The organism is Staphylococcus sp. GDY8P119P (assembly GCF_017892075.1).
Taxonomy (GTDB): Bacteria; Bacillota; Bacilli; order Staphylococcales; family Staphylococcaceae; genus Staphylococcus; species Staphylococcus ureilyticus.
Genome location: NZ_JAESKJ010000001.1, coordinates 113,315 through 132,970 on the forward strand (window position 1 = coordinate 113,315; position 19,656 = coordinate 132,970).

21 protein-coding genes are annotated in these 19,656 nt (G+C 34.1%); 8 read left to right on the top strand and 13 right to left on the bottom strand.

Features of this window, described 5'->3' with window-relative positions; all coding sequences use genetic code 11:
* Positions 1-15 precede the first annotated feature (15 nt).
* From KA830_RS00490 to KA830_RS00500, 3 genes are all read left to right on the top strand, one after another.
* Positions 16-1,965: a PTS fructose transporter subunit IIABC gene (locus KA830_RS00490; protein ID WP_204179942.1), complete on the top strand. Its 1,950-nt coding sequence runs from the start codon at positions 16-18 to the stop codon at positions 1,963-1,965.
* Between the two features lie 16 nt (positions 1,966-1,981).
* Positions 1,982-2,917 (top strand): mannose-6-phosphate isomerase, class I, encoded by a 936-nt coding sequence (gene manA, locus KA830_RS00495; RefSeq protein WP_046206674.1) that lies wholly within the window; start codon positions 1,982-1,984, stop codon positions 2,915-2,917.
* A gap of 106 nt (positions 2,918-3,023) precedes the next feature.
* Complete coding sequence (locus tag KA830_RS00500) at positions 3,024-3,920, top strand: ROK family protein (RefSeq protein ID WP_204179943.1); 897 nt, start codon at positions 3,024-3,026, stop codon at positions 3,918-3,920.
* Between the two features lie 100 nt (positions 3,921-4,020).
* On the opposite strand, the gene KA830_RS00505 is transcribed toward KA830_RS00500, so the two are convergent.
* From KA830_RS00505 to KA830_RS00525, 5 genes are all read right to left on the bottom strand, one after another.
* Entirely contained in the window at positions 4,021-4,479 is a 459-nt protein-coding gene (locus KA830_RS00505) for a threonine/serine exporter family protein (RefSeq protein WP_046206676.1), read from the bottom strand.
* Positions 4,480-4,490: 11 nt separating this feature from the next.
* Entirely contained in the window at positions 4,491-5,243 is a 753-nt protein-coding gene (locus KA830_RS00510; RefSeq protein ID WP_073344397.1) for a threonine/serine exporter family protein, read from the bottom strand.
* Between the two features lie 470 nt (positions 5,244-5,713).
* The gene (locus KA830_RS00515; RefSeq protein ID WP_210134049.1) at positions 5,714-6,994 is read right to left on the bottom strand and encodes a homocysteine synthase; all 1,281 of its coding nucleotides are present in this window, start codon (positions 6,992-6,994) and stop codon (positions 5,714-5,716) included.
* Positions 6,995-7,215: 221 nt separating this feature from the next.
* Positions 7,216-8,460, bottom strand: coding sequence for an MFS transporter (locus KA830_RS00520; RefSeq protein ID WP_073344391.1), 1,245 nt, complete (start codon positions 8,458-8,460; stop codon positions 7,216-7,218).
* A 100-nt stretch (positions 8,461-8,560) separates the two neighbouring features.
* Positions 8,561-9,118: a TetR/AcrR family transcriptional regulator gene (locus KA830_RS00525; protein WP_019468982.1), complete on the bottom strand. Its 558-nt coding sequence runs from the start codon at positions 9,116-9,118 to the stop codon at positions 8,561-8,563.
* 171 nt (positions 9,119-9,289) lie between these two features.
* Here KA830_RS00525 and KA830_RS00530 point away from each other — a divergent pair, with 171 nt between their 5' ends.
* Genes KA830_RS00530 through KA830_RS00540 form a run of 3 tightly spaced genes read left to right on the top strand, consistent with a single transcriptional unit; the run spans position 9,290 to position 11,808 of the window.
* Entirely contained in the window at positions 9,290-9,994 is a 705-nt protein-coding gene (locus tag KA830_RS00530; protein WP_204179945.1) for an ABC transporter ATP-binding protein, read from the top strand.
* A 2-nt stretch (positions 9,995-9,996) separates the two neighbouring features.
* Positions 9,997-11,142, top strand: coding sequence for an ABC transporter permease (locus KA830_RS00535; protein ID WP_046206682.1), 1,146 nt, complete (start codon positions 9,997-9,999; stop codon positions 11,140-11,142).
* An 18-nt stretch (positions 11,143-11,160) separates the two neighbouring features.
* On the top strand, positions 11,161-11,808 hold the full coding sequence (locus tag KA830_RS00540) for a TetR/AcrR family transcriptional regulator (RefSeq protein ID WP_204179946.1): 648 nt from the start codon (positions 11,161-11,163) through the stop codon (positions 11,806-11,808).
* A gap of 76 nt (positions 11,809-11,884) precedes the next feature.
* On the opposite strand, the gene KA830_RS00545 is transcribed toward KA830_RS00540, so the two are convergent.
* Positions 11,885-12,355 (bottom strand): thioesterase family protein, encoded by a 471-nt coding sequence (locus KA830_RS00545; RefSeq protein WP_046206684.1) that lies wholly within the window; start codon positions 12,353-12,355, stop codon positions 11,885-11,887.
* 441 nt (positions 12,356-12,796) lie between these two features.
* Here KA830_RS00545 and KA830_RS00550 point away from each other — a divergent pair, with 441 nt between their 5' ends.
* The gene (locus KA830_RS00550; protein WP_204179947.1) at positions 12,797-13,888 is read left to right on the top strand and encodes a YkvI family membrane protein; all 1,092 of its coding nucleotides are present in this window, start codon (positions 12,797-12,799) and stop codon (positions 13,886-13,888) included.
* 104 nt (positions 13,889-13,992) lie between these two features.
* A complete protein-coding gene (locus KA830_RS00555) occupies positions 13,993-14,199 on the top strand; it encodes a hypothetical protein (RefSeq protein WP_046206686.1) in 207 nt (68 codons plus the stop codon).
* Positions 14,200-14,524: 325 nt separating this feature from the next.
* Here the strand turns inward: KA830_RS00555 and KA830_RS00560 are convergent, their stop codons facing one another.
* From KA830_RS00560 to KA830_RS00590, 7 genes are read right to left on the bottom strand one after another with little or no spacing between them, the layout of a single operon-like run.
* On the bottom strand, positions 14,525-15,367 hold the full coding sequence (locus KA830_RS00560) for an urease accessory protein UreD (RefSeq protein ID WP_073344378.1): 843 nt from the start codon (positions 15,365-15,367) through the stop codon (positions 14,525-14,527).
* Positions 15,367-15,981 (bottom strand): urease accessory protein UreG, encoded by a 615-nt coding sequence (gene ureG / locus KA830_RS00565; protein WP_046206688.1) that lies wholly within the window; start codon positions 15,979-15,981, stop codon positions 15,367-15,369. Before ureG ends, KA830_RS00560 begins: the two co-directional genes overlap by 1 nt.
* A gap of 13 nt (positions 15,982-15,994) precedes the next feature.
* Positions 15,995-16,684, bottom strand: a complete 690-nt coding sequence (locus KA830_RS00570; RefSeq protein WP_046206689.1) for an urease accessory protein UreF — start codon at positions 16,682-16,684, stop codon at positions 15,995-15,997.
* The gene (ureE, locus tag KA830_RS00575) at positions 16,677-17,129 is read right to left on the bottom strand and encodes an urease accessory protein UreE (protein ID WP_064209209.1); all 453 of its coding nucleotides are present in this window, start codon (positions 17,127-17,129) and stop codon (positions 16,677-16,679) included. The genes KA830_RS00570 and ureE overlap by 8 nt, the downstream gene beginning before the upstream one ends.
* An 11-nt stretch (positions 17,130-17,140) precedes the next feature.
* Positions 17,141-18,856 carry an urease subunit alpha gene (ureC, locus tag KA830_RS00580; RefSeq protein ID WP_073344369.1) on the bottom strand — a complete coding sequence of 572 codons (1,716 nt, stop codon included), beginning with the start codon at positions 18,854-18,856 and terminating at the stop codon, positions 17,141-17,143.
* Positions 18,853-19,266, bottom strand: a complete 414-nt coding sequence (locus KA830_RS00585; RefSeq protein ID WP_070658020.1) for an urease subunit beta — start codon at positions 19,264-19,266, stop codon at positions 18,853-18,855. The genes ureC and KA830_RS00585 overlap by 4 nt, the downstream gene beginning before the upstream one ends.
* Positions 19,267-19,279: 13 nt before the next feature.
* Positions 19,280-19,582 (bottom strand): urease subunit gamma, encoded by a 303-nt coding sequence (locus KA830_RS00590; RefSeq protein WP_046206693.1) that lies wholly within the window; start codon positions 19,580-19,582, stop codon positions 19,280-19,282.
* Between the last annotated feature and the right edge of the window lie 74 nt (positions 19,583-19,656).

Sequence of the window (19,656 nt, forward strand, 5' to 3'; positions counted from 1 at the left end):
GAGGAGGATGAAATGATGAAAATATTAGCGATTACATCGTGCCCAAATGGTATAGCGCATACATATATGGCACAAGAAAAGTTAGAACAAGCTGCTCAAGAAATGGGCGTCAATATAAAAGTAGAAACTCAAGGTGGTGTAGGGGCAGAAAATGTTTTAACATCAAAAGAAATTAAAGAAGCGGATGGCATTATCATTGCAGCCGATAGACAAGTAGATTTGTCACGTTTTGATGGGAAATTAATTATAAATGAAAGTGTTCGTGAAGGCATTCATAAACCAAAAGAATTAATTCAACGTATCATTGATAAAGACGGACATATTCATCATGATCGTAATGGGGATACGAATCAAAAAGATGATGATCAAGAGCAAAAAAGTGGGATGCAAATGATCTATCAACATTTAATGAATGGTGTATCATTTATGGTACCTTTCATTGTAGTTGGTGGATTATTGATGGCTATTGCTCTAACTTTAGGTGGTGAGGCTTCATCAAAAGGTTTAGTTATACCAGATGATTCTTTTTGGAAATCAATTGAAAATATTGGTTCTCTAGCATTTAGTTTTATGGTTCCAATATTGGCTGGGTATATTGCAGTGAGTATTGCAGATAAACCTGGTTTGGTACCTGGTATGATTGGAGGCGCAATCGCAGCTGACGGTAGCTTTTATGGTAGTGATGCAGGCGCTGGGTTTTTAGGTGGTATTGTTGCAGGATTTATCGCAGGTTATATTGCAAAATGGATAAAAAATATTAAAGTACCTAAAGCGATGGCACCTATTATGCCAATCATTATTATTCCAATCATCTCTTCATTGATTGTAGGATTAATTTTTATCTTCTTGATTGGCGCACCAATTGCGAGTATTTTTGAAGGTTTAACAACTTGGTTAAAGAGTATGCAAGGGACAAATATTATTATTTTAGCATTAATAGTTGGCGCTATGATTGCTTTTGATATGGGTGGCCCAGTAAACAAAGTAGCATTTTTATTTGGTTCAGCATTAATCGCGGAGGGTAACTATGCTGTTATGGGAATGGTTGCAGTTGCAGTATGTACACCTCCTATTGGTTTAGGATTGGCTACATTTATCAATAAACGTAAGTTTAATAAAGGTGAAATCGAAATGGGCAAAGCATCATTTACCATGGGATTGTTCGGTATTACGGAAGGTGCTATACCATTTGCTGCACAAGATCCGTTTAGAATTATACCATCTAATATGATTGGTGCGATGGTAGCTGCCGTTATTGCTGCAATTGGTGGTGTAGGTGACAGAGTTGCACACGGAGGCCCAATAGTTGCAGTGCTAGGCGGAATTGATCAAATATTGTGGTTTTTTATTGCAGTAATCATTGGTAGTATCGTTACAATGAGTGTGGTTTTAATTTTAAGAAGACAAACGCCATCACTTGCAGTTGATACGAATAATATTGAAATGGGTATGGATCAATCAGAAAATGAGATAGAAACAGAAAAAAATAGTGTTTCAACGATGGATAATCAAGCATTAGAAGAACAAAGTGTATTTAGTGAACAAGTCATTCATATTTCAAAACAAACTTTATCTAGAGATGAAGCAATAGACCAGTTAATAGAAAATTTAAATGAACAAGGGTATATTACAGATCAATCACAATTAAAATCCGATGTCTTAAAGAGAGAGATGGAATCAACGACAGCGATTGGAATGAACGTAGCCATTCCTCATGCAAAATCGGATGCGGTTAAAGCACCTATCGTAGCAGTCATGAATAATAAGCACGGCGTGAAATGGGAAAGTTTAGATGGAACGTTACCTCAATTGATATTCTTAATTACTGTACCAAGTGATAGCAGTGACACACATCTCAAATTATTACAAAGATTATCAAGAACATTGATGGATGATGAAACTAGACAAAATTTAATAAATGCAACAAATAGTAAGCAGATTTATAATATATTAAAAGATATTTAAATGGAGGTATCATGCAATGCCATTATTTTTAAAACCTGTATTTCAAGAACGGATATGGGGTGGAACAGCTCTAAAAACATTTAATTATGATATTCCAAGTGATTATACAGGAGAATGTTGGGCGATTTCGGCGCATCCAAATGGTACAAATACAATAGAAAATGGAAGGCATCAAGGTAAAACTTTAGAAGAAGTGTGGAATGAGGATAAAGCACTTTTTGGTGTTTCAGGTGATGTTAAATTTCCATTGCTAACTAAAATTTTAGATGCAAAAGATAAATTATCAGTACAAGTCCATCCAGATAATGACTATGCCCAAAAGTATGAGGGTGAATACGGTAAAACAGAGTGTTGGTATATATTAGACGCACAAGAAGATGCTGAAATTATTTACGGTGTAAACGCTGAAAATCAAGATGAACTGAATGATATGATAGATCAACAACAATTTGATAAGTTATTTCATAAAGTTAAAGTGAAGGCGGGAGATTTTTTCTATGTGCCTGCTGGTACAGTACATGCTATCGGAGAAGGTATTTTAATATTAGAAACACAACAATCTTCCGATACAACATACAGAATCTATGATTATGAGCGCACTGACAACAAAGGTAACCAACGTGAACTACATTTAGCGCAGAGTAAAGCTGTGATTAATCTTGCTGCGACTTCGCCCAATACAACACCCAAACACGAGGTGAGACAAGGGCAAACATATACGCAATTTGTTTCAAATGATTTCTTCACGGTCGAACGCTGGATGATCAATGGTGCATTAAATTATGAAAAACCAAGCGCATATTGTCTTGTATCCATAGTTGAGGGTAATGGTAATGTAGAAACGAATGATGAAGTTTATAAAATAGAAAAAGGAATACATTTTATATTAACGACAGAAGATAAAAACATAGCATTTAACGGTGATATGACAATGATTATAAGTTATGTATAATGTTTAAGAGGTGAGGGCATGGATTTGCGTTAAGGCAGATTCATTTAACCTACACCTCTTTTTATCCAAAATTGAAGTAATAATATGAGTGATGAGGTGTATGGATATGCTTAAAATTTGCGCAGATATAGGTGGCACGAAAACCATTGTAGGGGTTATAGACCAAGACTTATCAGTGATTGACAGTCAAAAATTCGAGACGGATGTAGATCACCCGGAAGCAGAATTCACAAAAATTATTAATATAGCAAATGAATTCAGCAAAAAATATAATAATGTAGCGCAAAGTACATTGAATATCGCGATGCCAGGACCTTGTGATTATACTGAAGGATTGTTTTTGAATCCTCCTAATTTACAGAAATATGTAGGCTTTAATGCTGGTGATTTTATAAAGGCGCAAAGTGCATTTCAACCACATTTTGTAAATGATACTGATGCAGCGATATTAGCGGAATATCAATATTTAAATTCAGATGTAGAAGATGTCATATATTTAACAATTAGCACAGGTATTGGTATGGCATATATAAGAAATGGTCAACTCGTTACTGGCATTGATGGTAATTTTGGAGAAATTGGTCATACTATCATAAAAAATAATAGCGATTATCAATGTCCGGTGTGTCACCAATTTGGATGTGTTGAAAATGAACTGTCAGGCTTAGCAGTCAGTCGTAAAGCGAGTGATATTTTACAAAGAGCGGTGAGTACTAGAGAAGCAATCGACATCTACATGAATAATGAAAATGAAAATATCAGTCGTATGATGAATGAAGTAGTGTTACTAACACAACAACTATGTACGAATTTGTTTAATATCTTTAATGTATATCATATTATTCTTGGTGGTGGTGTTACACAAAGTGCATTACCATATAAAGCAAACATTGAAGCGTATGCGCAAAAGCACCATTTGATTCAAAACAAACCATTTCATATTAAAGTAAGTAATTTGGCAGAAAATGTGCTTACTGGTCTTTATTATGTAAATGAACAATAAAAACAGTTTGCACATTCATAAAGATAGCGAGAACCTGAAATGATTTAATGGAAATTTCAGATGCTCGCTATTTTTTGATGTCTAAAATGCTTAAGTTGATTTATAGTCTGTTGCGCTTAATTAAAATATATTTTCGTATGTTTAATGTTTTAGATAGTTGATCAGAAAGTAGTAATCCTAATGCAATTGAACCTGCAATTAAAATTGCTCGTATAAAGGTATTGGTAGCATCAGTGAAATTTAAAGTCACCAATTGCTGTGTCGCTCTAAAAGCAATACTTCCTGGGACAAGTGGAATGATGCCAGGAATCATAAAAAGTACAACGGGCGCTTTAAAAATACGACTCATAATATGGGCAAGCAAACCTAATGTTAAACTGCCGAGCAAGCTAGAATATATACTATCCATTTCGAAGGATTGTTCTAAAATGTAGCTGACAAAATAGCCCATTGAGCCAGCAAATCCAGCTGGAAAAAATAATTTTTTAGGGGCATCGTATATCACATTAAAAAAGTATGATGCGCTAAAGCTACATAAAAAAGTAAATAAAATTGTCATTATGTGACCTCCTAAAAAATTAAGTAAGCAATCGCAATACCTGAACCAATTGCGAAGGCAATGACGAGTGCTTCTAAAAATTTTGCTGTAAACATTAACATGTGTCTACTAAATAAATCTTGTATCGCAGTCGTTATTAGTACACCAGGTACAATTGGCATAACGGAGGCAATCATAGCTGGTCCGAAAGATTGATTGACTTGAAACAGTTCTGAACCAAATATAACGGTCGTGCCCAAGATAAATGAACCTACAAATTCAGGTATAAACATGGTGAGTGATTTACTTTGCATATACTCAACGATTAAAAATCCTATAGCACCAGCAATAATTGTAGTAATTGCATCAGACCAAGTACCGCCTTGTAAGTATAAAAAACTTAACGATATAATACCTGCCGCAATCACTTTTTTCCATAGTGGAATACTTAAATTGGATCTATCAATATTTTTCAGCGCTTCAAAAGCTTCTTCTATAGAAAGTTGATTGCCTGTAAGTTTACGGGAAATATTATTGACTTGAAATATTTTAAGTAAATTAGTGCTGTTTTTATCAATACGCAAAATTCGAGTATCGTGTTCTTCACTTAATGAAAAATTGATAAATACATTAATGACATATCCTTGGCTATTATAATAACCCATACAAATGGCGATTCGTCTCATTGTATCTTCAACACGAGAAACCTCAGCGCCAGATGACAATAAAATTTTACCAGCAAGTAATATCACATTCATCGTAACTTTATCTTTGTAGTTATCCAAAAGCGTACCTCCGACTTGATAAATAATTATCATTATTATCCCAATATTATTATGTAATTTCAAAAAGAATTTACTAAAGTAAAAAGCATAAACAATATGCATTGCTGACGTTAGCCTACGGGTTGTCTGCGGTAACATTGCGAGGTGTCTAAAGTAATGATTAGACGTTATCGTTTCAGCAAAATGAAATTTAAAGGTTTTAAAAAAGTTAAATCAATAAAATTTAAGTATAAAAACATGTCTTATTTTTATCGATGCGACGTCTACATAGACAATTAGATATTATATTGCTGATAAAAGTTAATTGTTTCAACCTTTAACATTTAATTAGCAATTAAAGTCCCACTTCTCAAATGAATTGAGTCAGTGGGACTTAATGTAAGCTTGTTCGCTCAAGTTTTAGCCATTCTATTGGAGAGCGCCATAATCATTTTGAATGAATTAGATTTTTTAAAGGCATGCAGATATCTTTATAATATTTGTAATCCTTGTTCAAGATCTGAAATAATATCGTCAATATTTTCAGTACCAATTGATAATCTTACTAATTCTGGTAAGACACCAGATGATTGTTGTTCTTCAGGTGAAAGTTGTAAATGAGTCGTACTAGCTGGATGAATAACTAATGATTTTGAATCGCCTACATTTGCTAAATGTGAGAATAAATTTAAAGATTCAACAAATTTGGCAATATCTTTAACTGAACCATCCACACCAAAGGTTAAAATTGCGCCTTGGCCATTAGGTAAATATTTTTTAGCAAGATTATGATATGCATTACTTTCCAAGCCAGGGTAATTCACCCAAGAAACTTTAGGATGTTCTTCAAGAAACTGTGCGACTTTAAGTGCATTTTCTGAATGACGTTCTAAACGAAGATGTAACGTTTCTAAGCCAATTAGAAATTCATGTACATTAAACGGTGAAACAGCAGAACCAAGATCACGTAATAATTGTACGCGTGCTTTTGTAATATAAGCAGCTTCGCCTACATCATTTGCATATGAAACACCATGATAACTTGGATCCGGTTCGACTAAACCAGGGAATTTTCCATTATCCCAATTGAATTTACCACTATCGACGATGATGCCACCAATGGAAGTGCCATGGCCTCCTATAAATTTTGTGGCTGAGTGTATCACAATATCAGCGCCATACTCAAATGGACGTAATAAATACGGAGTTGGGAAAGTGTTATCAACAATTAAAGGTATCTCGTGGTCATGCGCAATATGAGCAACTTTTTCAATATCTAAGACGTCTATTCTAGGATTACCAATTGTTTCGGCATAAACTGCTTTGGTTTTATCCGTTAAGGCTGCTTTGAAATTTTCGGGATTACTTGGATCCACAAAGTGTACTTTAATGCCCAGTTTTTTGAAAGTGACATTAAATAAGTTGTAGGTACCACCATAAAGATTTGAAGATGCTACAATTTCATCGCCGCTTTCAACAATATTTAATAAAGCTAAGTGAATTGCAGCTTGTCCAGAAGATGTGGCTAGTGCACCGACACCACCTTCAAGTGCAGCAATGCGTTCTTCAAAAACGTTTTGTGTAGGATTCATAATTCTGGTGTAAATGTTTCCGGGTTCTTCTAGTGAAAAAAGTTTTCTTGCATGTTCTGTATCATCGAACACGTAACTTGAGGTCTGATAAATCGGTACTGCTCGTGATTTTGAGAATGCGTCTACCTCTTGACCCGCATGAATCGATAAAGTATCTAAATGCCAATGATTTTGAGACATACATTGTCCCTCCTATATATTTGAATTTTCTGATAATTATTACTATACAAGAGCATTTTTTTATTTTCAAGTATCCTTACTAAGAAAGTAAGGATTAATTTTATGTTTATAACAATAATATGTCCCCACGAATATTAATATGTAACAATATTCATGGGGAACTTTATAGGCCAAGTCTGTTCATTCGATTAGGATCATTATTTCCTAGGCAATTTTATATATTAGTAATGTTGATCATGCGCATATTGATCGTGTGTATCATCCATATTTTCATGATTTAAAACTTCGGCGTTTTGCTGTTGTAGCTGACTGTAATCTCCTTCTGGTAATTTGCTCTCGAGAGCTTCAACTTTAGGATAAATAAGTAGGGGAATAAAACCAATTAAACCGTATATCATAAATGTAAACATAAAATTAAACGTATCTATAAATAATCCTGCAAAAGTAGATCCAATCACTTGTCCAATAGCTAACATTAAGAAGGGTATGCCTATACCTAAAGAGGCATTTTTAACAAATATTTTAATTCCCCAAACTAAAAGTACGCCAGTTAAGAATATATAACTCATGCCAAATAGTGCAGCAGATACAAAGGGAATAATCCAAATTTTGGGTGTGAAAGCAAGGGCGATTGTTGCGATGGCAAGTGCTATAACACCTAAATTAAATGCATAACGAAGTCCGCGTTTATCAATAATTGCACCTGATATGCCACCTATCATGCCGAATAATCCTATCAAAATCCAAAAGAGTGAAAGTGCAATATCAGAATAATTACCAGTATTTTGAACAAATGATTTGGAAAATGTCCAAAAGGTTGCAGTAGATACACCTAATAATATAGAAGCAGTCGTGATACGTGTACTAGCTGAAATATCACGAATGTTAAATGAACCTGTATGAATTTTAATATTTTGCTTTAATGATGGAATGATGAGATAGTTCCAAAGTAAAACGATAAGTGCCAATATCGCATAGATAAAATAAGTTTGTCGCCAATCTATAAAAGTGAACATGGCTGTTATACCCGTAAACATAAGGCCAATACTTGTGCCAGAATTAATCCAAGTATTTGCTTTTCCTTGTTCATGCACTTTAATCCATAAAGAAATGGTGTAGCCATATGGAGGTGAAATGAGTCCAGTACTCGCACCGGCAAAGATGACACCGATAGATAAAACGATTGCGCTTGTTGAAATGCCTATCCCTAATAAACCTATTAGTACAGAGATTCCTGCTAATATAATCATACGTTTAGGGCCAATTTTATCAGTTTGTAATGTTGAAAAGATAATTGTAAAACAATAGGATAAATAAAATAATGAGGAAATAATCCCTGATTGTGATGCAGATAAATGTAAATCAGTGGTTACTTCAGGTAAAAACAAACCAAAACTAAAACGTCCTAAACCATAGGTTGTTGCTATCATAGCTATACCAGGAAATACAAGTTTAGAAAATTTCACTATAAATTTCTCCTTTAGTAGATAGAATGTTCATTCTATTTTAATTTTAAAAAAATACGAGATGAGTATATAAAGTAAGATGCTCATGCTCGTTTAAGAATTAAATTTCTTTGTGTGCTTCGTTAAGTAGTAAATCAGCCATAGTTATGGCGTGCGATGTAGCTTTTTTTGAACCTAGTAATGCTGTCATTGAGGTTGTTCCTTCAAGTAATAGTGTGAATTGAATTGCCAAATCCAATCCATTGACGATACCAGCATTATTTGCCAATTGCTCTAAGTAATTTAACAACTTTTGTTTATGTCCTCTAGCAATATTTTCAATTTCGTTATCTGTATTCGCATAATCTTCGATAGCCCTCATAAACATATCACCCTTATAAGAATGATCATTAAGCCACTGACAATGTGCTTTGACTGCAGAAATAAAAGGTTGGTGTGGTTGTTTTTCAACATAAGTGTCTAAATAATGCCAATATCTAGATTCACGTTGTTTTAACACCGCCTCAACTAAATTGTCTTTAGATTCAAAATGATTATATAAAGTCATCGTAGCTACATTGGCTTCTTGTATAATTTGCTTTAAGCCGATACCACGAAACCCATACTCATAAAATAACCTTTCAGCAGTTGATAATATATCTTGTCGCTTTTGTGACAATCGTCTCACACTTTCTTCTTAGTAGAATGACCGTTCTATTTAAAGTTAACAGCTAAATAGCAAAATGTCAAAGTAATATCAACATATTATGATTTTGACATTTTATATTTAGAAGTGTAATATAACAACAAAGTGAGTGTATACTCACTATTTGTGAAGTGGGGTGTAGAAATGATTGAAGTGAATAATTTAAGTAAATCTTTTAGTAATAAACAAGTATTAGAAGATATAAATGTTGCTTTTGAAAAAGGTGAAATCGTTGGATTAATTGGTCCGTCTGGAACTGGAAAAACAACGCTAATCCAATGCATGTTAGGAATGGAACGTATTGATGTAGGTTGGGTAATGATAAATGGAGTTGAAATGCCCAATAGAAAAATTTTAGGTGACATTGGATATATGGCTCAAAGTGATGCACTTTACACAGATTTGACGGGGAGAGAAAACCTAGAATTTTTTGGAAGTATATATATAAAAAAAAGAAAAGACATCAAAAAACGCGTGGAAATTTGTAGTGATATGGTAAAACTTCAAGAAGCATTAGATAAAAAGGTATCTACCTATTCTGGCGGCATGAAACGTAGGTTGTCTTTGGCTATTAGTTTTCTACAAGATCCACAAATATTGATACTAGATGAACCAACTGTTGGAATTGATCCTAAACTTAGACAAGCGGTATGGAGGGATTTGGATGCAGCCAAAAAAGAAGGGAAAAGTATTCTAGTCACAACTCACGTATTAGATGAAGCAACACGTTGTGACAGACTATTACTTATGAATCATGGTGAAATTATTGCAATAGGATCACCACAAGATATTAAAACGCAATATCAAGCTGAATCAATTGAAGATGTGTTTTTGAAAATGGAGGACTAAATATGAATGCATTTTATATTACTAAACGAATTTTCAAACAAACAATCAGAGACATACGTACGTTAATGTTATTACTAGTAGCACCTTTGCTAATATTAACATTACTGTATTATATATTTACAGTTTCAGATAACTCGAATGGTGTAAAAGTAGGCGTTCATGATATTCCTGCATCACTGAAGGATGAATTACAGTCACAAGATATTACGATAGAAAATTTTAAGGACCATAAAAATATAGATGATAAAATAAAAGAAGATCAATTGACTGGTTTTATGTATATGCAAAATAATGAGCTAGAAGTCACTTTTGCTAATGATAATCCAACTGATAAGGGCATCATGGCTTCTACAAACCAAAAATGGTTAACCAATCATAATATGACTCAAATGAAAGAAAATACAGAATCATTAAAAAAGGCACTTGAGGAAGTTCAATCGCAAATGCCTGATAATGCTAATTCAGGTCAAAGTATGACAGATAATCAGCAAAATATCAGCAAGCCAACAAAAGTTAATACACATTATTTATATGGGGATAAAGATGCTACATATTTTGATACAATTAATCCCATTTTAATAGGATTTTTCGTATTCTTCTTCACTTTTTTAATTTCTGGCATCGGTTTATTAAAAGAGAGAACTTCAGGGACGTTGGAACGGTTGTTGTCTTCACCAATTAAGCGCAGTCATATTATTTATGGTTATATAATGGGTTATGGTATTTTTAGCGTGATACAAACCTTTGTAGTAGTTATATATGCCATATATGTGTTAAATATAGCTGTTGCAGGTTCGATTTGGCTTGTCTTAGCTACAACGGTATTAACGGCCCTCGTAGCTTTAACTTTCGGTATACTGCTGTCTACTTTTGCATCATCAGAATTTCAAATGATCCAATTTATACCACTTGTAATTGTACCGCAAGTGCTATTTGCAGGATTAATACCAATATCGTCGATGAATATGGGGTTGCAATACTTTGCACATTTGATGCCACTATTCTATACGGGGCAAGCTATGCAAGATGTCATGATTAAAGGATTTGGTATACAAGATATTTATATCAATTTATGTATATTATTTGGTATTTTTGTAGTGCTCTTGATATTGAATATTTTAGGCATGAAGCGTTATAGAAAAGTTTAAATATAGGTGGTATCAAAAATGAATCGAAATATTAAAGATATTGTGGAAGAAATTGTACCTAAGTTAGAACATTTAACTGAAAAGCAACGTTCAGTGATTGAAAGTGCCCTCGTACTCTTTAGTGAAAAAGGCTATAGTCAAACAAGTACAAGTGATATTGCGAAGCGGGCAGGTGTTGCTGAAGGTACAGTATACAAACAGTTTAAAAATAAAGAAGCATTGTTATATGCAGGTTTAGTGCCTATCATAAAAGATAATATAGCGCCAACTGTAGCAGAAGAATTCTTAAGTGAATTGAATCGTGCAAGCAACTTGGAAATATTTATAAATACATTTGTGGACAATCGTTCTCAATTTATTTATGAAAATAGAATGCTGATAAAGATATTCTTTAATGAGGCTATGACAAGTAAAACATTTCAATCAGTTTTATTAGAAATATTTAATAAGCGTTTAGTTGCTCATTTAAAGCCGATAATCAATAAGATGATACGTTGTGGTGAAATGCGAGATGTCGAAGCGGAGTTTTTTGTACGTAGTTTAATTGCTCAAACAATCAATTTAAATATAAGTTATTTAATTGATTTGAATTATCAATGTGACGAAGCGTATGAAAAACATTTACTTTATACAAAAGAAAGTCTTTACTACATGTTTAAAGCCTAACAATATAATAGCTTATTTAAAATAAAGAAAGTAGAACAGAAATGGAAGTTAGCATCTCCGTTCTACTTTTCTTTTTTTATTTTCTAGGTATACCAATAACGTGTCCTAGTTGTGATGGCGGATTAAACGGCGTTTGCATATTAAAAGCTGCTTGTATTTTCTCTAGTATAGGTTGAGGGAACGCCATGCTCCGACGTGTAACTTTACTAACACCTATCATGATAACTTCATATGTAGCAATACGCTCATCATTGTCATTATACATTGTCAGGAATAAATGTACTCTTTTCGCATCATAATCATAAATATGTACTTTAACATAAAAGGCATCATCTAACACAAGTTCTTTTAAAAATGAAATATGTGCCTCCAAACTAAAAATGGTAATTTCATGTGTTTGTCGATAAGAAACATATAAGTCGACTGATTCAAAAAAGCCAACGACAACATCACTGAAAATGGAATAATATTGTGCATCATGCATATGGTTATTATTATCTATCCAAGATGGTTGCACGGTGTTTTTATAAATGTATTCCTCTGCCACAAAATCACTCCTCGAGTAAAAATTAATAGTAACCTATATTATTGTAACAACATTAAACAGTTTAAGTTAGTATTTTGATTGAATCTAAGCATAATTCAGCATTAATTATTAAAAATGTGAGCATTGATAAACAAATGTAAGTAAGTTATTATAAAAAATGTAAACGCTTGCATTTTGGATGTTTTAAGTTTATATCAGTATTTATAAATTTAAAATAAAAGATATAAAAATTTTGAATTTAAACAGAATTCGGTAGGTAACAAAGGTTTGGGTGACTAGGAAAAAGGGGTACAGACTTAAGGTTCTGTGAAAACCACAAACATATTTTAAGCTCGTTCATCCTATTTCAATATCAAAGATGCAAGCGAGCAAAGTATTGTTATAGACATTTGTAAATGTTTATAAATGAAATTCAATGTAACTTTAGCGAAGGGGATTTATATGAAAAGGATATTTTTAATAGGTAGTGCATTCATTGGTATCATCGTGGGTGCAGGGTTTGCCTCAGGTCAAGAAATACTACAGTATTTTACTAGCTTTGGAACGTTAGGTATACTCGCGGGAATTGTTTCTACCGTGTTATTCGCTTACGTAGGTATGATGTTAGTTTGGCTAGGTAGTATATTTAAAGCTGAAGGACATAACGACGTGATACATAAATTGACTGGTGGTACAATGTTTGGCAAAGTTATTGCATGGTTAGTAGACATTGTGCTCATTATTGCCTTATTTGGATTTGGTGTCGTTATGCTTGCAGGTGGAGGTTCGAATTTTGAACAACAATTTGGCATACCAGCTGTGTACGGTACCGCTCTTATGGTTATCTTAGTACTTGTATTTGGAATGTTACGTGTGGATAACGTTGTAAAAGTGATTGGTAACATTACGCCACTATTGATTATCTTTATTGTTATCGTTGCGATATATTGTTTATTTACGATGTCAGGTTCATTTAGTGAATTGGATACATTGGCTAAAAGTCATACCTCAGCTGTTCCACATTGGTTTATCGCAGGTGTGAATTATGTCTCACTTAATGTAGGGTTAGGTGCATCAATGTCAATTGTCATGGGAGGTAATGAGAAAAATAGTAAAGTAGCGGCATGGGGTGGTTTAGTTGGCGGTATAGTATTAGGTTTAATGATTATGATCAGCCATTTGGCAATTTTTTCTAAGATTGAAACAGTTGGTCACTTGCCGTTACCAATGTTAGGATTAGTCAATGATATTTCACCTATATTAGGCGTATTCATGTCAATTGTTATTTATTTAATGATTTTTAACACATGCCTAGGTATGTTTTACTCATTAGCTACACGTTTCACTGAAATTGAAACGAAACAATTTAAAATATTTTATACGATATTCACTTTAATCGGTTTTGCAATTAGTTTTGCAGGTTTTACAGATTTAATGACATTTTTCTATCCAGTAATTGGTTATATGGGAATCATTATTATAATCGTATTAATTTATGCACCATTTAAGGTGAGACGAATAAAAAAACAAGGTAAATCATTACAAGATTTGTAAAATATCATATGAAAATAGCTATATATTTTTATAGTGTAAATGTTAAGCTAGCAGGTACGTATAAGAAATGATAATTATTGAAATCCGAAAGGAGCCAATCGCAAATGGTTTATGTGGCATTGTTGTTACTGATAATAGCGATTATATTATTGATTTATTCTATTGCACTGCTGATGGGGAAAGATGGATCATTATTTAGCTTGTTTACACATGAAGAAAAATCATTAAAAAAAGGACAAAAGCTAGCGATTTACATTGCGACAATTATATTGTTAGTAATTAGTATCGTATGGTTGCTAAATATTGTTTAAATGAATGGTAAAAAAGCTATTTAAATAATACGTGTTGATAAGGTATTGCAAATAGCTGGCCCAAACACAAACATTTTAGATGTGCAATAGAGGAGGCTGGAACGGAGCACTTTGTCGCAGCCTCTGAATGTTAAATTAGCAGAAACTGACTGGCTCTGATGATATAAATGATAGCCTCAGTCAGGCACGGTCAAAATCAATATGTTGTATAAAAAGAGAACTAATCCATCTTTTGTATGGATTAGTTCTCTTTTGTATAAGTTAATTTGTAAGTCTTATTATTTTTGACGTGAAGGTGGTTGTTTGATATTTGGCACAATGAAAATTAATATTTTCTTAAGAAATTGACTTCTCTATCAAAGATTTGATGTACAACATACGTTTGAACTGCATTTAAAATGCGCTCAATAATTTGTGTTTTATTTGATAGAATTCGAATACTGAAACCATGTGTTGGCAGTTGCGTAATGCCAACACGGCAATTATATACTTTTTGATAATGCTTGATGTGATCATATACATCATCAATAAAGGATTGATTTACTTCAGGATGTATGAAATAACATGAGCCTAAATGTGTATAGTCTTCCATATATCCTAGGCCATCAACCTTATTTTTAGTTGGATCAAGTAACAAATTATCAAAAGTTACGAGTTCATTATCAACATAAATTTCATTAAGCAGATGCATATATGTGTATGTGAAGGCTTTGTCTTCTTTTGAATAACCAGGTGTCAGTATATCTGTATAGAACAGTGAACCGCTTGCACTTAAATTAAACGTATTTTGTTGGAAAAATTTGGCGTTTTCAAATGCAATTATAGGATCGCCGACATATTCAATATAACCATTATCTTTAATGGTAAAATTTTGATATTGTTCGACATGATCATTTAATGTTTTATAAATTTTTGTCGCACCTTGTGAAGTTAGCGTCACATGTGCATTTTCTTCTGCTGTAAAATCCATCTTGTAACGGTCACCATCTAAATAACCACCGCCTACATTTACAATATAAAATGTAGGTATATCTGAGCCGTTTAAGTAGACTGGGCGTATGACTTTTAATGCTTTTTCAAAAAAGATATTACGCGCTACAGATTTTCTACCATTATTAAAAATGGTTAAATCTAATATGCCAGTCCATTTTTGTTGTGCATCGGCCATTAAGCTAAACCTTTAAGAAAGACGTCTTGATCTATCCATTCGATAACCTTATCTAAGCCTTCATCTGTTTTAAGATTAGTAAATGCAAATGGTCTTTTGCCTCGGAATGTTTCTGTATCTTCGGCCATACGTTCTAATGAAGCACCAACATATGGAGCTAAATCGGTTTTGTTAATTACAAAGAAATCAGATTTAATCATGCCTTGTCCGCCTTTACGAGGAATTTTTTCCCCTTGGGCAACGTCGATAATATAAATAGAAAAATCGACTAACTCTGGGCTGAAGGTCGCAGCAAGGTTGTCACCGCCAGATTCGATAAAGATTAAATCGATATCGTCATTGCGCTCTTTTAATTCATCGATTGCAGCAAAGTTCATTGAAGCATCTTCACGAATTGCTGTATGTGGGCAGCCGCCTGTTTCGACACCGATAATGCGGTCTGCAGGTAACACACCGGAATTAACTAAAATCTTTTCATCTTCTTTTGTATAAATATCGTTAGTAATGACTCCGATACTAAATTCTTTAGATAATTGTTTTACTAATTTTTCGATAAGTTGTGTTTTCCCTGCACCTACAGGGCCACCGACACCTATCTTAACTGTCTCTGTCATTTTAAATGCCCTCCTAAGATATAAATATTCTTACGTTTACGTTTTCATGTTCCATCTGGTTGATTTCTAATCCGGGTGCAGTGATACCTAGTTGTGATTCATCTAATGTCATAATATGATTTCTCGTATTTTTCATAAAGGGAATCATATCATGCACGATTCTTTGACCAGCAGTTTGTCCTAAAGGAATTGCACGAACGGCGTTTTGTGTTAAACTCGAAACATTTTGGTATAAATAGTAATCGATAATCATTTCAATATCGACACCCAAATGGTGACCGAGCATCGTAAAACAAATCGCAGGATGCAATTTTGCATTTTTATTTTTGTTTTGCGTTTGATACCACTTTAACCATTCACTATCATAAAGTTCTGCTGCTAATTTGACCATGCGGTTACCCATTTGTTTTGAACCTTGTCTGGTTTCTTTAGGTAGGTTTTGTACAAAAAGTATTTTATCTAAATACAAGATTTTTTCTGTGTTCTGATGATTGAGTGCATCATAGACGAGACGCATCGTTAAACCATCAGCAAACGAAAGTTGTTCATTTAAGAATAATTCAAGCCATTGTTTAAATGATGCTTCATCATGAACAATATCTCTTTGGATATATGTCTCAAGTCCGAATGAGTGACTGAAAGCGCCTGTTGGAAATTGAGAATCACAAAATTGAAAAAGGCGCAAATGTGCATGATCAATCATGTGAATGACCTATATGTCTGAATGCTTGATTTACTTTTCTATCTTCGTGGCTATAGGGTATGCCTAATTCTTTCAGTAAATCCTCTACAAGATAGTCATATTGTACAAGCATCTCTGTTTCTGTGAATTGTGCTGGCAAATGTCGATTACCTAATTGATGTGCAATGTCACCCATTTCTTGTAATGTGCGTGGCTTGATAACTAATAAATCTTCTGAATTGACGTCTATAATAATCATATTTGTATCGTCTTGATATAAAATATCACCATATTGTAAATCGATTGGCTGTTTTAAACGAATACCAATTTCATTACCATGATCTGTTGTAACGCGTTGAATACGTTTCACTAAGTCAGAATTTTCAAGGTAAACTTTTTCAACATGTTTGTTTTTTTCATTTTGCGTAAGATTTGCAATATTACCTTTAATTTCTTCGATGATCATACTTTATCCTCCTAAAATAAGAAATAACGTTGTGTTAGTGGCAATTCAGTAGCTGGTTCACTTGTTATTTTCTCGCCATCGACAAATACTTCATAAGTTTGTGGATCCACATCTAGTTTAGGTGTAGCGTTATTATTTTTCATATCTGCTTTAGATAAATTACGAATGTTTTTAACTGGTCTTAATTTACGTTGTAATCCTAAACTTTTACCAATATCATTTTCGTAAGCTGTAGACGAAACGAAAGTGATGGCAGTACTTTGCATATTACCACCTAATTGGCCGTACATATTACGGTATTTGAGCGGTTCAGAAATTGGAATAGAACCATTAGCATCACCGTTGATTGCTGTACTAATCATACCACCCTTAAGTACTACTTCAGGTTTAACACCGAAGAACGCTGGGTCCCACATCACAATATCTGCGAGTTTACCTTCATCAATAGACCCAACATATTCTGAAATACCATGCGTGATTGCAGGATTAATTGTGTACTTCGCAATATAACGTTTGATTCGATTATTATCGTTATATTCACCGTCTCCTTCAAGTGCGCCACGCTGTTCTTTCATGCGATGAGCCACTTGCCATGTACGTGTAATTACTTCACCCACACGTCCCATAGCTTGAGAGTCTGAACTAACCATACTAAATACCCCTAAGTCTTGTAATACGTCTTCTGCAGCAATCGTTTCTTTACGAATACGTGAGTCAGCAAAAGCGACATCTTCAGGGATGGAAGCGTTAAGATGGTGTGTGATCATAACCATGTCTAAATGTTCATCAATGGTATTGTGTGTGTAAGGCAACGTAGGGTTAGTGGATGATGGTAAAATATTTGAGTATGAAGCTGACTTAATCAAGTCAGGTGCGTGTCCGCCACCAGCGCCTTCTGTATGGTACATGTGTAACACACGGTCTTTAACTGCAGCCATTGTTTCTTCCATAAAGCCGGCTTCATTTAAAGTATCTGCGTGTAAGGCTACTTGAATGTCATAGTCGTCTGCGACTTGTAGAGCATGATCTAAGGCAGATGGTGTTGCACCCCAGTCTTCGTGGACTTTAAGGCCAATGGCACCCGCATGTATTTGTTCTACGAGAGCCGTATGATTAACGGCTTGTCCTTTTCCAGTAAAGCCAACGTTTAATGGAATTTGTTCTGCCGCTTCTAACATGCGATGAATATACCAAGGACCTGGTGTAACGGTTGTTGCTTTTGAGCCTTCAGAAGCACCTGTACCTCCGCCAATCAATGTCGTTGTACCACTTTCTAGTGCAACGAGTGATTGTTCTGGGTTAATGAAGTGGACGTGTGTATCAAGGGCACCCGCAGTTATGATTTTACCTTCTGCAGCAATAACATCAGTTGTTGCTCCAATAACAATATCAACATTATCCATAATATCAGGGTTGCCTGCTTTACCAATTTTCATAATATACCCATTTTTCACACCGATATCTGCTTTGATTACTTTGTCATAATCTAAGATTAACGCATTAGTAATCACTAAATCTGCAACTTTTTTATCGTCTCTTGTTACGTTAGGGTTTTGAGCCATACCGTCTCGGATGGACTTACCGCCACCGAAAGTAGCTTCGTCACCATAAGTAGCAAAATCTTTTTCGACTTTGGCGAATAAATTTGTATCACCGAGTCTAACTGAATCACCAATCGTTGGGCCATAAAGACTTGTATATTGAGATTGCGTCATTTTAAAACTCATTTTTTATACCCACTTTCTTTATTAGCATTATCTTCAGATAAATTAGCTTCATCGATAATTTCTGAGTCTTTAGTATAATCATCAGGTTTAACTACACGGGTTTCGTCTATCGGACCATTTACTTTGCCATGGAAACCATAAATATTACGTTTTCCTTTATATTCTACTAATTGAATTTCTTTTTCATCACCTGGCTCAAAACGAACTGCAGCACCTGCGGGTATATCTAAACGTTTGCCATATGCGTGTTCACGATTGAAATCTAAAGCAGGATTCACTTCGTAAAAGTGAAAGTGAGAACCAACTTGTATAGGTCGATCACCTGTGTTTTTTACTGTGATGACTGTGGCATGAAGCCCTTTGTTAACATCGATTTCTGTACGCTTAACAATAATTTCACCTGGTTTCATCAAGTATCCTCCTTTAGACTATCGGATGATGGACAGTAATTAATTTTGTACCATCAGGGAATGTTGCTTCAATTTCTAAATCAGTTAACATATCTGCAACACCTTCCATGACATCATCTTCACTTAATATTTGTTTTCCATAACTCATGAGTTCTGCGACTGATTTCCCATCGCGTGCGCCTTCTAATAATTCAAAACTAATGATAGCAGCTGCTTCAGGATAGTTTAATTTTAATCCTCTTTGTTGACGTCTACGTGCTAAATCGGATGCAATGACTAACATTAATTTATCTTGCTCACGTTGTGTAAAATGCACGTTGTTCACTCCCTTTCCAAAACTGTTGAAAACAACACTTATGTATAAGTGTCTACATTTTTATAATAAAGGGT